The sequence below is a fragment of the Streptomyces sp. NBC_00454 genome, from assembly GCF_041434015.1.
Lineage (GTDB): Bacteria > Actinomycetota > Actinomycetes > Streptomycetales > Streptomycetaceae > Streptomyces.
The window spans coordinates 2,794,310-2,807,521 of the sequence record NZ_CP107907.1 but is presented as its reverse complement, the minus strand read 5'-3'; the positions used below and the strand labels follow the sequence as shown (position 1 = coordinate 2,807,521).

The following is a 13,212-nucleotide window of genomic DNA, read 5'->3' as shown; positions in this document are numbered from 1 at the left end:
TCTCTCAATGCCATACTCCACTCGTGACGCTACGCGGCGCAGTCGTACGGATACGGCTGGTGCAGGCGCTGTCGTGGCATGGGAGGGAGCCCCATGAGCGGATACCCGACTGTCGATACCCGATCCCGCTGTGTTCTGCCGTTCGCAGCGGAGCCTGTGGAACTGCCGCTCCTGCGGCGCATCGTCAGAGATCAGCTTGCTGTCTGGGGCCTTCCGACCCTCACTGACGATGCGCAACTGGCTGTCACGGAACTCACGACCAATGTGATCAAGCATGTGGGTGTTGGCACCTCCGCGACGCTGGTACTGGAGCCGACGCCGACGGAGGGCCGTCTGCGCGTAGAGATCCACGACAAGAGCCATAGCGCCCCTGTGGTGGCGCAGCAGTCCCGTGATGAGGAATCCGGCCGCGGCCTGCAGATGCTGGCCGCCCTGGCGGTCGACTGGGGCACGGTTCTAACGGCCACAGGCAAGGCGGTTTGGTGCGAACTTGCACTCCAATCGGACCGCCAGTGCCGGCGGATCCAACGCGGAGCGGCCGTCCTGGCGGCCTACCGCGACCTCTTCGACAGTCCGTTCCCTGCAGCCGTTTGGCGCCCGCAGGCGATGGAGGAGTCTGTGACGGACCTCATCACCGATGTCCTCCAGTGGCTGGCTGCCCAGGGCTGCGACCCGGACGACATTCTGGATCGTGCCCAGAGCTGCTACGAGGGGGAGGCCGAGGCGGCATAGGGACGTGGTGGAGGAGGAGTAACTCTGCGAACCCGCGGCCACCGGCATCTGTTGTGGCCGCGGGGGTGACCCAGGTAGGCGCTCAAGTCGCGTGCCAGTAGCGCTGTTCCGTGGCGCGGGATGGGATGCGATCCAGGCGGACCTGCTGACGCTCTTCTGAGTTAGGAAACGTTCGAGGAACGGCCGGAAAACGTATACGAGAGGAGGCTGCTTGGGTCTACCGTGCTCTGCAGCAAGGGCAGCTGTCCTTGCCGACACTTCTAGGGCTTGAACGCTCTAGGGGATAAGGAGTGCGTGATGCCCAGGTACGTTCATGTGCCCACGGAAGCAACCCATCAGCTGATCCGTCAGGCGTACGAGGCAGGTGGCCCCTATCAGTGGGCCAGAGAGGCCTGGAGGAACTCCGAGGAGAGCAACGCCTCAGTCATCCAGTTCGGCATCGAGGAGCAAGCGGCCGAGAGTCAGGGTGTCCTGCGTCGGACGATCATGGACAACGGCGAGGGTATGGCGCCGGAGGACCTCAAGATCTTCCTGACCACATTCGGTGGCGGCGGCAAGCCGATCGGGATGGATGCCAACTTCGGCCAGGGCTTCAAGTCGGCAGTTCTACCTTGGAATCCACACGGTGTCGTCGTGATCAGCTACACGAGGGACCATCCTCAGGGCGCGATGCTCTGGATCTATCGGGACAAGGATGGGAACTACGCACTTCGAGAATGGCGTGCACACGACGATGAGGGAGAGTTCGTCTCCCATGTGCCTGTGGTCGAGCCCTTCGCCGATGCCGAGTACGGGTGCGACTGGGGCGCCATCAAACCGGCGTGGATGGAGACCGGGACCATCATGGTCCTGCTCGGAAACTCTGCCACCTGCGACACTTGGCAAGGCGACCCCGAACCCTCGCGCAACGAGTCCGTGGATGGGTTGATCCGTTATCTCAACGGGCGCCTACTCGATGTTCCTCGGCGAAGTGGTGAGCCGATCGAAACCACGGTCCTCGACCTCTATGAGCGCAAGAGCGCCGATCGCCGTGGGAGCAAGGACAAGACCGTCATGCTTCCTCTGGGGCAGGACATGGTTTGGCGCCCCCGCAGGATCTATGGTCTTCGCCACTTCATTCCTGACAGTGCGATCAGCGGGTCTGTGGTTGTCGACGATCACGGGACAACTGCTGAGTGGTTCTACGTCCCCGAGCCGGAGGCTCCGGTCAAGGGCGGCAAGGACTACGTCAACCCGCACCCCGTCGTCGCAGTCGACTATCAGAGCGAGCTCTACCACGCGGAGTCGACGAAGAGCCGCTATCGCCAGTTCGGCATCACGGATGAAATCAGAGGGCGAACCTGGCTGATTCTCCACCCTCCTGTGTACAGCGACACGCGACCGACTGAGTGGGGCGTCCTGACGCAAGCCTCGCGGAACATGCTCATGAGTAAGGGTGGTGTAGATCTCCCCTGGGAACGGTGGGGAGACAGCTTCTTTGCGATGTTCCCCGAAGAGCTTGCTCGCGTTCGTGATGAAGCACGGTCGGAGAGCAAGGGGCATGGCGACAAGGACATGGCCAAGAACCTCTCCCGCATCCTGGACCGCCTCAACCCGAGGTTCAAGGCGTCGCGACTGCTGAGCTCCGCAGCGGGCCTCGTCATGGGGTTTCCGAGTGGGGGGGCTGCGGGGACTCCGGGGCGACGTGTGGTTGCCCCGAGGAGTGCGCGCGGTGTTGGGGGCGGCACGGGCGGCACCGAAGGCGTACGTCAGATCCTGGCGCCGGCGGTCGGAGGCTCTGTTCCGGGCAGTGTCGCTCGTCTGCGAGGAGGGTTCCCGGGTTACAAATGGAAGAGGTTCGAACAGGACGAAGCCAAATTCCTCGCTCGGTATGACGAGAAGGATGGGCGACAGATGGAGGATGGCAATCAATCACGAGGTCTCGTGCTCCTGAATGAGCGCCACCCCGTCTTCGTTCAGGAGATCAATTACTGGACGGAGAGTGTGTGGCCGAAGGCCGACCCGGGGAAGGTCGCGGATCTGATTCAGAAGGTGTACGGGGAGGAAGCTGTGGCTCACGTGGTGCACGCCCAGCGTCTCAACGGCACCCTGGTCGCCAAGGGGATTGACGGCGAGCCGCTGGTAATCGGTGAGGAGGACGTTCAGGAACTGCTCACCCCGCAGGCACTTTCTGCAGCTCTACTGGGGCTCGTGAACGTTGAGCAGCGGATCCTGACGCAAGGCGGCGGTCAGTTCGGCAGCAGGGCGAACAGCCAGTAGTGGAGTGAGTGAGCCCCCACCGCTCATCTGTGCGGTGGGGGCCATCTTCTTTGCTTTATCGGTGCTGTGCAACCCGAGACAGGTGGTTGTGCAGGTGCTTGGCAAGCGCGGCTGAGAGTCCGATCGGGACAGCGTTCCCGATTTGACGAGCGATCTGAACTTTGGTGCCGCACCACTTGAATGTCTCAGGGAAACCCTGGATGCGCGCGGCCTCGTAATGTGTAATCGGGCGATTCGCTGAAGGGTGCAAATAGCGCCCCTTCTCAGGCTTGAAGAATTCGGTGCGGATTGTCACAGAAGGCGCACCAAGTCGGAGCCTTCCCATCACGTCACCGGAGCCCTTGTTATGGCGATCCCAGCTCTCCGTGGAAAGGTCGACGACCTCTCCTTCTATGAGAGCGGTTTTCCCTCGCAGGTCGTTCCTGTTCCCTCCAGGCCCGATCGCGCGGTATCGAGCTAGTGACAGGGCGGTTGGATTTCTGCGAAGGTGGAGTTCGCTGGTGAGAAAAACCCCCGGGAACTCCCTGTTAAACAATTCTGTCTTACGTTCGGGTAGTGTAGATAGTTCCATCTTTGTGGTTTCGGCAAAGATTTCGTCGATCGTCTCCCATGTCCCACCCGGGTGATCGAACAAGGCTAGTTCTCTGTCGATCCGGTGCTTCGTGTGGGTGGGTGTCGGGATTTCGATCATGGGTAGATCGCGACGTGTGGCGATCACGATCGCCCGCTTTCTAGCCTGCGGGACGCCGTAATCGGCAGAATTTAGGATCCCCTCACTGAGGTTGTATTTCCTCAGTAGGCCATTTTTCTTTGACCTCAACAGGGCCTGATATTCTGCAGACCTGAAGAATCGATCAACATTCTCGATGACGAATACCTTGGGCTCCAGTGCGGATACAACCTTCACGTATTCGCGCCAAAGTTGATTCCTTGGATCCTTGGGGTCTTCCTTCCCCAATCCCGAGAATCCCTGACAGGGGGGGCCGCCCAGGATTACATCAACGTTCCCGATGTGAGGCGTCGGGTCCCATTTTTTAATGTCTCCAGGAAAGACGACTTCTTCGCCGAAGTTCGAGGCGTAAGTGGCTGCTGCGGCCTGGTCGAACTCAACGGCAGCGACGGTCTTGAAGGGGGAGGGTCCACCCGAGGGCGGCTCGTACGAGTGGAACCCCTGGGTGAAGCCGCCGCAGCCGGCGAAGAGGTCGACGACGTTGAGGGGGGCAGAAGTGCGGGCGGGCATAGCAGACAGACTACAGACTCGCGGACCCCTCGATCGACCGCCCGAGGTCAGGGTCAGGGTAGAGGCCGGTGCATTCACGCGGCCGTGCCTCCTGCCGCAGAGGTCAAGGCTTCTGCGATCGAGGACGCAACGGCCCGCGCTACGGGTGGGGGGAAGGCGTTGCCGATCTGCTTGTAGGCCGCCGTCCTGGAGCCGGAGAACCTCCAGTCCGGTGGGAACCCCTGCAGCAAAGCCGCTTGTGAATAGGTCAGCTTGGGATACCCCTCCCATCCGTTCTTTCCGTGGTTGTGCTTGAGGATGAAATTAGGGTCAGGGGGAGTCGCGGCTGTCGAGTTGCCGTTGACGCGCATTCGAGCCCATTCGAGTTTGCTCCTTCGGGGGCCCAGGTCGCCGCCGCCATGTTTCATGGAGCCGCCCACCAAGGTGGGGGCGACGCTGGATGCGCCCCGCGCCCATTCGGCCGCTCCCGACCAGCCGTTCGAAGCCATGGACTCTTGGAGGACTTCACCCACTGTTGGGGCAAGCTCCCAGTTGGGCAGTGGCCATTGGAATGTCGCGGAGATGTCGTCTCTGAGGGCGACCACTACGGTTCGGCGACGCCTCTGAGCGACGCCAAAGTCTTGGGCGTCCAAGACGTTGATGTGAAACCTATATCCCAGATCCCTCAAGCGATCGGAAAGCGCCTTGCGGGTGCCCGCAAACTTCTTCTGCACCGCCAAAGTCTCGACATTCTCAATCATGAGTGCCTTCGGGCGGAGGATCTCTGTGAGTCGAAGGGCTTCTGGGAGCAGGTCGCGTTCATCCTTGTTCCCGAGCTGTTGGCCAGCCTCGGAATATGGCGTGCAGGGTACTCCGCCTGCCAGGAGGTCGACGTGATTGATACCAGCATCTCTGGGTGGATCGAAGTCCCGGACATCTTGCCTAAATATTTCCCAGTGACTGCGATTTAGTGCGAGGGTGTCGCATGCATCGCTGTTGTACTCGACGAGCGCTGTGTGTTCGAAGCCGGCCTGTTCCAGTCCTATTGCCTGGCCTCCAGCCCCTGCGCATATCTCCAGCGACGTCAGCTTCTGCTTGTCCGACAAGGCGCCCCTCCCACCTAGATGAAGTAGGGCTCAGGCTAGATGACGGAACTGACAGCAAGCATTGAGTTTGGGCCTACCGGCGGCGGGTGTTTTGTCGGACAATGCGCACTGTGTTGGCGATTGTGGCGGCTTCCTCGTGCTCCCAGAACCGGAGAACAGTCCAGCCTGCTGCTTCCAGATGGGCACTGGTTTCGCGGTCGCGGGCCATGTTCCTTTCCAGCTTGGTTCGCCACCACTCGGCGTTCGCCTTGGGGCGTGTCGCGTGCTCTGGACAGCCATGCCAGAAGCAGCCGTCGAGGAACACGGCGATCTTGGCGCCACGCCAGGCGATGTCGATCGTGCGTCGGGGCATCCCGGGGACAGGAACATTCACGCGGTAGCGCAGGCCTGCCCTGTGCAAAAGGCGGCGTACCGCCATCTCGGGTCCGGTGTCGCGTGATGGCTGGCGGCTCATGCGGGCCGAGACATCTGGCGAGGAGGGGGCCGCATCTGACATGGGTGCATGATGCCGGCCCCCGGATGCCTCATGACTTCAGAACGAGGTGCCGTGGCAGTCCGTGTACGGACGGCCCGAGGTGCACCAGCAGAGGGATGTGCCCGTCGGGGGCCAGGGGGTGGCTTTGCCTCGGGCCGCCAGGGTGGTGGCGTACTCGGCCAGGAGGGACGGGGAGGACGGGGAGGTCTTCTCCGAGGCTGCGAAGGCTTCGTAGGAGGGGACGCTTGCCGTGACGATGCCCAGGTTGGTCGTGCCCGAGGCGGCCAGGGCGCGCAGGGAGGCTTCGACCTCGGCCAGGTGGGCGTCGTGCGAGGGGTACTCCGCCGCCAGGGTGGGGTACGAGGTGAGGAGCTCCGCGAGTTCCCGTGCGGGCCAGTGGAGGATGGCCACCGGGAACGGGCGGGAGAGCGCGGCGCGGCGGTCGCCGAGTTCGGCGCGCAGGCGGGCGATCTCGGCGCGCAGTTCGGCGGGGTCGTCGGAGCCGAGGGCCCAGATGCGCTTGGGGTCGTGGAGTTCGTCCAGCGGGATCGGGCCGATGTGACGGGTGTCCGCGACCATGTCCCAGTCGTCGTGCGGGAGTCCCAGGAGGCGGCGTACGCGGTGGCGGCCGGTGAGGAGCGCGGTCGTGGCGGGGGTCAGGGGGGCGTTGTCCGGGGCCAGGAGGGTCGCAGCCTCGGTGAAGCACTCGTGGGAGGCCTCCAACTCGTCGTGGGCCTCCAGGGCTTCGGCGATGACCTCCCAGGGCGCCGGGTCCGAGGGGGCGGCCGCGCGGATGCCCTGGATGAGGGCGCGGGCCTCGGGCTCGTGGCCGTACTCCCAGAGGTTGGCCGCCTGGAGGGCCTTGATGAGGGACGGGTCGTCGACCGTTTCGCTGGACAGGAGTTGGTCGTAGAGGGCGCTCGCCCGTTCGCGTTCGTCGGCCAGTTCGAGGTGGGCCGCGGCCTGGAGGAGCAGCGGCTCCTGGTCCTCGGGGTAGCGGGTCGCCGTGCGGATGAGGCGCTCGGCTTCGGCGATGTGCTCGGCAGGCGTGTCGGGGCGCATGGTTTGCAGCGTACTGCCGCTGGTCAGTTGAGGGGGGAGGACTTAGGGTGCCGCCCGTGCGAGATCGCGTGCGGGTCGTGGTGCAGGGGAAGGGCCGGCGGGCGTGGCATGCGCGCCGGGCCGGTCTCGCGGGGGTGCTGTGGGCGGCGGGTGAACTGGCCGTCACGGTAGGCGTGGTGGTGTTGTTGCTGGTGGTGCACCAGGTGTGGTGGACCAACCGGCAGGCCCTCACCGCCGCGCACGAGCGGGTCGCGGAACTGGAGGGGGAGTGGGGTGCCCCCGGGGCGAGTTCCGGGTCCACCGGAGCGTCCGACGAGCCGGTATCCGACGACCCTGCGGCCGAGGAGGATTCCGTCGTCCCGGGCGGGGGCGATGCGAGTGACGGGAGCGCCCGAGCCCCTGGATCCGGCTCCGGTTCCGGTTCCGTCAGCAAGCCGCCGCCCCAGGAGGGCGCGTACGGGGTCCTGCGGATCCCCCGCCTCGGCGTGGTCGTGCCCGTCGCCCAGGGGGTCGACAAGCGGTCCGTCCTGGACAAGGGGTACGCCGGGCACTACGCGGGGACCGCGCAGCCCGGGGCGGAAGGGAACTTCGCGCTCGCCGGGCACCGCAACACGCACGGGGAGCCCTTCCGTTACATCAACCGGCTGAAGGCGGGCGACGAGCTGATCGTCGATGTGAAGGGGCGCAGGTACGTGTACGTCGTGGGGAAGAGCTTGAATCAGACGACCGAGCACGACACCGGGGTGATCGCGCCGGTCCCGCGCAGCACCGTCGATCCGGAGGCCGGCTACAGCGAGCCCGGCGCGTACATCACGCTCACCACCTGCACGCCCGAGTACACCTCCAAGTACCGGCTCGTGGTGTGGGGGACGCTCAAGCGCTGACGAGCGGCAGCGGCAGCGGCAGCCGATATTGCGCATGCGCGCCTTAGTGTGGGGCGGTGCGTGTGAAATGGGTGAAACGTCCTCAGTTGCTGTGGCTCGCCGTGCCGTTCGTGATGTTCGTCGGGGCGCTGCCCTTCGTGAACCGGGTGGAGCCGGGGCCCGGCGGCGTACCGTTCCTGCTCCTCTGGTTCATCGGGTCGACCCTGGTGACCCCGCTCGCCGTGTGGCTGACCTGGCGCGGTGATCACCGGTGAGCGCGGCGGCCGTCGCGACCTCCGTCTTTGCCGTGTTCATGGTGGCGACCGTCGCGCTGGGGCTGCTCGCGGTGCGCGGGCGCGGCGGGGGCGGCGGCGGGCTCGCCGAGTGGTCGGTGGGCGGGCGCTCGCTGGGGACCGTCTTCATCTGGGTCCTGATGGCGGGGGAGGGGTATACGAGCTTCAGCTATCTCGGCGCGGCCGGCTGGGGCTACAACTACGGCGCCCCCGTGATGTACGTGGTCGCGTACATGTCCTGCGGGTACGCGATCGGGTACGTGGTCGGGCCCGTGCTGTGGGACTATGCGCGCCGCCACGGCCTCGTCGGCATCACCGACATGGTGGCCCACCGCTACGGGCGCCCCTGGCTGGGCGCGGCCGTCGCGGTCCTGGCCACGGTCTTCCTGCTCCCCTACATCCAGCTCCAGATCACCGGAATGGGCGTGGTGGTCTCGACCGTGACGTACGGGACGGTGTCCCTGGAGTGGGCCTACTTCATCGCCTTCGCCGTCACCACGGGCTTCGTCGTCGTCAGCGGACTGCGCGGCAGCGCGTGGGTGTCGGTCCTCAAGGACGTGCTGGTCATCGGCACGCTCGCCTTCCTCGCGGTGTACGTGCCCCTGCACTACTTCGGCGGCTACGGGGAACTCTTCGACCGGCTCGCGGCCGAGCGGCCGCAGTGGCTGACGCTCCCGGGCGCCGGGAGCGGCGAGGGCGGGCGCGGGGAGCTGGGGGTGGCGTGGTTCGCGTCCACCTCGGTGCTGAACGCGCTGACCGTGGTCATCTTCCCGACCACCGTGGCCGGGTACCTGGGCGCGCGCAACGCCGACGCGCTGCGCCGCAACGCGATCCTGCTGCCCGCCTACAATGTCCTGCTGTTCGTGCCGATGCTGCTGGGCATGGCCGCGCTGTTCGTCGTTCCGGGACTGGCGGGCGCCGGGTCCAACCTCGCGCTGTTCAAGCTGGTCGTGGACTCGCTGCCGGCGTGGGCGGTGGGGGTGATCGGGGTGGCGGCGGCGCTGTCGTCGATCGTGCCGATGGCGGTGTTCATGCTGGTCATCGGGACGATGTGGGGGCGCAGCGTGCTCTCGCTCGTGCCGCGTTGGAGCTCGGGCGAGCGGCAGAAGCTCGCCTCGCAGCTGGTGGTGGCGGCCGGGACGATCGCGCTGGTCATGACGTACACCGCGCCGAACACCCTGGTGAGGCTCTCGCTCATCTCCTACGAGGGCATGGCGCAACTGGTACCGATGCTGCTGTTGGGGCTGGTGTGGCGCAGGTTCACGCTGACTGCCGCGGTGAGCGGGCTGCTGGCGGGCGTCGGGGTCGACTGCGGGCTGGTCTTCACGGGCAACGACCCGGTGTGGGGCGTGAACGCGGGCCTGGTCGCGCTCGGCGCGAACCTGGCGGTGGCGCTGGGGGCGACCTGGTTCGGGCCGCGGGAGGCGGGGGACCGGCGGCCGGACGAGGAGGTGCTCGCCCGTGATCCACAGCCCCCGCGGGTTGTGGGCACGCGGGGTTAGTATCGGTGTCGAGTACCGAATGTCGTACGGGAGTTCGTGCGTGGGAGTCGGAGGGGGGTGGTTCGCATGGCCGGGCACAGCAGTCTTCGCCGCATGCTGTCGCCGCTGCCCGCACGGCTGCTTCCCGCACGGCTGCTGCCGGCCCGCCTGGTGGCCGTGCTGCTGCCGCTCGTGCTGCTCGGCGGGTTCCTCGGGCTGTTCGCCGGTGAGGGCGGGCTCGGGGCGGTGGTGGTCGCCCTCGCCGCCACCCTGGCCGTGGGCGCCTCTGCTCTGGCCGCCCGGCTGGTCCGGGCCGTGCCGCCGAACCGAATACGTACCGCGATCCGTGATCGCGAGGAGCGCACGGCGTTCTTGCCGCAGCGCGACCCCGATGCCTCGGGCCGATCGCGGCCCAGGGCGCCCGGCCGTCTGGTCCCGACGGCCGCGTAGGGGCGCAGCTCCTTCCGATCCTTCCGATCACTGATCCGTGATCGTTGATCCGTGATCGCTGATCACCGTTGTCGCCCCTCGCGGGTCGTCACGCCGAAATGCATGTCTTTCGACGTTCGACGAGACCCCTCGGAGGGCCCACGTGTCCGTATTCACTCATCTTGTTGCCCTGCTGGGCCAGCTCCTGGAGCCGGTGCTGGCCGAGTCCGCGACCGCTGCCGCGATCGTGCTGTTCACCGTCCTCGTGCGGCTCGCGCTGCACCCGCTCAGCCGGGCCGCCTTCCGCGGGGCGACCCCGGCGGCCGGCTGCCTGCCGGTCCTGCTCCAGCTGCCGGTGTTCTTCGTGATGTATCGGGCCTTCTCCTCGGCGGAGATCGGCGGCGCCGCCAACGAGCTGCTCGGTCACCGGCTGCTCGCCGCCCCGCTGGGCGGCCGGTGGACGGACGCCCTCGGGGAGGGCGGCCCGTTCGGGGCGCAGGGGCTGGTGTTCCTCGGGCTGTTCGCCGCCATCGCGGCGGTGGCCGCGTGGAGCGCGGTCCGCGGGCGCAGGGCCGCGGCGCTGGCGTCGGCCGCGGCGGCGGAGGCCGCAGCCGAGGCGGGGGCCAGGGCGGGGGCAAGGGCCGGAGCAAGGCCGCGGGCAAGGCTGCGGGCAAGGCCGCGGTTGCCGGGAAGGGCGCGGGCAAGGCTGCGGTCGCCGGGGTGAGTGCCGAGCAGCAGGAGGTCATGCGCAAGCTGGGCGGCGTACTGCCCCTGCTGTCGTTCGGGACGCTGATCACGGCTGCCGTGGTGCCGCTGGCCGCCGGGCTGTACCTGGTCACCACCACCGCCTGGTCGGTGGCCGAGCGGGCCTGGCTCCAGTACCGCAAGGAGCGGGCCGGACGGGAGATCGCCGGAGGGGTCCGTTCCAGTCTGTGAACAGGGTCTTGCGGATTGGGTCGACATCTTGGAGGATCGACCAATCCTCCGATGGCCGCAACCCATCGTCCGGCCCGGGGCATGCCCATGGGTCGACCACCCACGACCACGGGAGAATGCCCATGAAGCTGCTGCGTGTAGGACCCGTCGGGTCGGAGCGCCCCGCGCTGCTCGACCAGGACGGCATCCTGCGGGACCTGTCCGGCCTGATCACGGATGTGGACGGCGCGCTGCTCGCCGACGACTCCGTGCTGTCCCGAGTACGGGAAGCGGCCGCGGCCGGGGACCTCCCCGTGCTCGACGCCGAAGGTCTGCGCATCGGGTCCGCGGTCGGCCGCATAGGCAAGGTCGTGGGCATCGGCCTGAACTACCACGGGCACGCGGCCGAGGTCGGCGCCGAGCCGCCGGCCGAGCCGATCCTGTTCCTGAAGGCCTCCGACACCGTGGTCGGCCCGGACGACACCGTGCTGATCCCGCGCGAGAGCGTCAAGACCGACTGGGAAGCCGAGCTCGGCGTCGTCATCGGCAGCACCGCCCGCTACCTGGCCTCGGCCGAGGAGGGCCTCGCCCACGTCGGCGGGTACGTGCTGGTCAACGACGTGACGGAGCGCGCGTTCCAGACCGAGCGCGGCGGCACCTGGGACAAGGGCAAGAACTGCGAGACCTTCACGCCGCTCGGCCCCTGGCTGGTCACCGCCGACGAGATCCCGGACCCGCAGGTCCTGGACGTGAAGCTGTGGGTCAACGGCGAGCTCAAGCAGGACGGCCACACCTCGGACCAGATCTTCCCGGTCGGCGAGGTCGTCCGTTACGTCAGCCAGTTCATGACCCTGTACCCGGGCGACGTCCTCGTCACCGGCACCCCGGCCGGTGTGGCCGCGGGCCAGCCGGAGCCGAAGCCGTTCCTGCGGGCCGGTGACGTGGTCGAGGTGGAGATCGAGGGCCTCGGCCGTCAGCGCCAGGAGTTCAAGGACGCGTAGTTCGAGCAGCCCGAGCAGTTCGCGTAGCTCAAGGGGGAGGGGCGGTGCCGTCGTCGACGGCGCCGCCCCTCCCCCGTAGGCCGACAGGAGCTACGGAGAAGTCCGGCGGCGCCGGTTGACGAGGACCAGGCCGGCGCCCGCCGCGAGCGCGGTGGCGGCGCCGCCCGCGAGCCAGCCGTTCTCGGCGCCCGCGCCCGTGCTCGCGAGGTTGCCGGACGCACCGCCCGCCGGGGTCACATGGTTTCCGGTGCCGGTCCCCGGCGCGGTGCCGTTGTTGTCGACGATCGGCTTGACGCCCGCGCCCTCGCCCTTGCCGTCGCCCTCGTCCTGGCTCCCGTCCTGGCCGCCGTCCGGCTTGTTGGCCGCTTCCTCGGCGGCCTTGTCCTTCGCGCGCGCCTCGTGCTGGCCGGTCCTGAGGAATTCGACGCGGTCCTCGGGCGTGCCGAGCATCGCCGCCCGCGCGGCCTTCCTCACCTCGGGTCCGCCGACGCTCGAGATCTGGGCGATCAGGAGCTCGTTGTCCAGGTCGCGCAGCCCGTGCTGGGTGGTCGTGACGAACTCGCGCAGCTGGGCGGGGGAGGGGTTGCTGCCGAGAAGCCTCTGGACGGCCGCCTTCAGGCTCGGTCCCGCGTCCTCCAGCATCCGCAGGATCGCGACCCTGTCGTCGTCCGCGCGGATCGAGTGCTGCTCCGTCTCGACGAACGCGCGGATCTGCTCCCGCGTTCCGTGGCTGAGCAGGTAGTTGACCCGTTCGGTGATGCCCTTGCCGGCGCCGGTCAGCATCTGCAGCATTGCGAACCTGTCGTCCTCCAGGCGGGCCACGTGCTGCCCGTTCTCGAGGAACTCCGTGAGTGCGGCCTGTGTGCCCGCGTTGAGGGCCCTTTCGGCCTCCCGCTTCACGCCGACGCCACCGGCGCTGTGGATCCGGAGGACCTTCACCCGGTCGTCCGTGAACTGCTGCTGTGCCCGGACGACCTCAAGGAAGTGCCGCATGTCCGCGGCCGTTCCCTTGAGCGCCTTCTCCGCCGCCGCGCGCACACCCGGGCCGGTCTCCGGGTCCGCGAGGATCGCCCCGATCGCAGCCCGGTCCTTGGCCGCCTGCCCGTCGTCCTCCGTGGCACCGCCGTTCCCCGCGCCGCCGTTCCCGGCGCCGCCGTTCCCCGCGCCGCCGTTCCCGGCGCCGCCGTTCCCTGCGCCGCCGTTCTCCGTACCGCCGTCCTTCGTGCCGACGCTCCCCGTCGCACCCTGGTCCGGTGCAGAAGGCGCCGGGGGAGCGGAGGGTGACGAGGCGTCGGTGGCGAAGGCCGGAGAGGAGAACAGGACGGCGGGGGCTATTGCCGCGGCGATGACGGCCGACGCGACCCGGGGCAGCTTCAC

General features: G+C 67.5%; 12 protein-coding genes and 1 pseudogene. 8 read left to right on the top strand and 5 right to left on the bottom strand.

Features of this window, described 5'->3' with window-relative positions; genetic code table 11:
- Positions 1–93: 93 nt before the first annotated feature.
- Positions 94–732 (top strand): ATP-binding protein, encoded by a 639-nt coding sequence (locus OHU74_RS12990; protein WP_371616040.1) that lies wholly within the window; start codon positions 94–96, stop codon positions 730–732.
- A gap of 297 nt (positions 733–1,029) precedes the next feature.
- Positions 1,030–2,991 carry a hypothetical protein gene (locus OHU74_RS12985; RefSeq protein WP_371616039.1) on the top strand — a complete coding sequence of 654 codons (1,962 nt, stop codon included), beginning with the start codon at positions 1,030–1,032 and terminating at the stop codon, positions 2,989–2,991.
- A gap of 55 nt (positions 2,992–3,046) precedes the next feature.
- On the opposite strand, the gene OHU74_RS12980 is transcribed toward OHU74_RS12985, so the two are convergent.
- From OHU74_RS12980 to OHU74_RS12965, 4 genes are all read right to left on the bottom strand, one after another.
- A complete protein-coding gene (locus OHU74_RS12980; protein ID WP_371616038.1) occupies positions 3,047–4,231 on the bottom strand; it encodes a DNA cytosine methyltransferase in 1,185 nt (394 codons plus the stop codon).
- A gap of 74 nt (positions 4,232–4,305) precedes the next feature.
- Complete coding sequence (locus tag OHU74_RS12975) at positions 4,306–5,316, bottom strand: DNA cytosine methyltransferase (protein WP_371616037.1); 1,011 nt, start codon at positions 5,314–5,316, stop codon at positions 4,306–4,308.
- A gap of 73 nt (positions 5,317–5,389) precedes the next feature.
- Entirely contained in the window at positions 5,390–5,812 is a 423-nt protein-coding gene (locus OHU74_RS12970) for a very short patch repair endonuclease (protein WP_371616036.1), read from the bottom strand.
- A 36-nt stretch (positions 5,813–5,848) separates the two neighbouring features.
- The gene (locus tag OHU74_RS12965; RefSeq protein WP_371616035.1) at positions 5,849–6,853 is read right to left on the bottom strand and encodes a hypothetical protein; all 1,005 of its coding nucleotides are present in this window, start codon (positions 6,851–6,853) and stop codon (positions 5,849–5,851) included.
- A 56-nt stretch (positions 6,854–6,909) separates the two neighbouring features.
- On the opposite strand from OHU74_RS12965, the gene OHU74_RS12960 reads away from it, so the two are divergent.
- The 6 genes and pseudogenes from OHU74_RS12960 to OHU74_RS12935 all read left to right on the top strand — a co-directional run bounded on the left by OHU74_RS12960 (position 6,910) and on the right by OHU74_RS12935 (position 11,835).
- A complete protein-coding gene (locus tag OHU74_RS12960; protein ID WP_371616034.1) occupies positions 6,910–7,737 on the top strand; it encodes a class E sortase in 828 nt (275 codons plus the stop codon).
- Between the two features lie 56 nt (positions 7,738–7,793).
- Positions 7,794–7,991: a DUF3311 domain-containing protein gene (locus OHU74_RS12955; protein ID WP_371616033.1), complete on the top strand. Its 198-nt coding sequence runs from the start codon at positions 7,794–7,796 to the stop codon at positions 7,989–7,991.
- A gap of 38 nt (positions 7,992–8,029) precedes the next feature.
- Entirely contained in the window at positions 8,030–9,511 is a 1,482-nt protein-coding gene (locus OHU74_RS12950; protein ID WP_371619667.1) for a sodium:solute symporter, read from the top strand.
- Between the two features lie 93 nt (positions 9,512–9,604).
- Positions 9,605–9,940 carry a DUF6412 domain-containing protein gene (locus OHU74_RS12945; protein WP_371616032.1) on the top strand — a complete coding sequence of 112 codons (336 nt, stop codon included), beginning with the start codon at positions 9,605–9,607 and terminating at the stop codon, positions 9,938–9,940.
- 142 nt (positions 9,941–10,082) lie between these two features.
- Positions 10,083–10,855 (top strand): annotated as a pseudogene (locus tag OHU74_RS12940) (YidC/Oxa1 family membrane protein insertase).
- A gap of 122 nt (positions 10,856–10,977) precedes the next feature.
- Positions 10,978–11,835: a fumarylacetoacetate hydrolase family protein gene (locus tag OHU74_RS12935; RefSeq protein ID WP_371616031.1), complete on the top strand. Its 858-nt coding sequence runs from the start codon at positions 10,978–10,980 to the stop codon at positions 11,833–11,835.
- 90 nt (positions 11,836–11,925) lie between these two features.
- Here the strand turns inward: OHU74_RS12935 and OHU74_RS12930 are convergent, their stop codons facing one another.
- A complete protein-coding gene (locus tag OHU74_RS12930) occupies positions 11,926–13,212 on the bottom strand; it encodes an ALF repeat-containing protein (protein WP_371616030.1) in 1,287 nt (428 codons plus the stop codon).

Bases quoted from the DNA above. Each gene is read 5' to 3' on its own strand.
- OHU74_RS12980 (WP_371616038.1), bottom strand. From the start codon at position 4,231: ATGCCCGCCCGCACTTCTGCCCCCCTCAACGTCGTCGACCTCTTCGCC.
- OHU74_RS12990 (WP_371616040.1), top strand. From the start codon at position 94: ATGAGCGGATACCCGACTGTCGATACCCGATCCCGCTGTGTTCTGCCG.
- OHU74_RS12970 (WP_371616036.1), bottom strand. From the start codon at position 5,812: ATGTCAGATGCGGCCCCCTCCTCGCCAGATGTCTCGGCCCGCATGAGC.
- OHU74_RS12945 (WP_371616032.1), top strand. From the start codon at position 9,605: ATGCTGTCGCCGCTGCCCGCACGGCTGCTTCCCGCACGGCTGCTGCCG.
- OHU74_RS12985 (WP_371616039.1), top strand. From the start codon at position 1,030: ATGCCCAGGTACGTTCATGTGCCCACGGAAGCAACCCATCAGCTGATC.
- OHU74_RS12935 (WP_371616031.1), top strand. From the start codon at position 10,978: ATGAAGCTGCTGCGTGTAGGACCCGTCGGGTCGGAGCGCCCCGCGCTG.
- OHU74_RS12965 (WP_371616035.1), bottom strand. From the start codon at position 6,853: ATGCGCCCCGACACGCCTGCCGAGCACATCGCCGAAGCCGAGCGCCTC.
- OHU74_RS12950 (WP_371619667.1), top strand. From the start codon at position 8,030: ATGGTGGCGACCGTCGCGCTGGGGCTGCTCGCGGTGCGCGGGCGCGGC.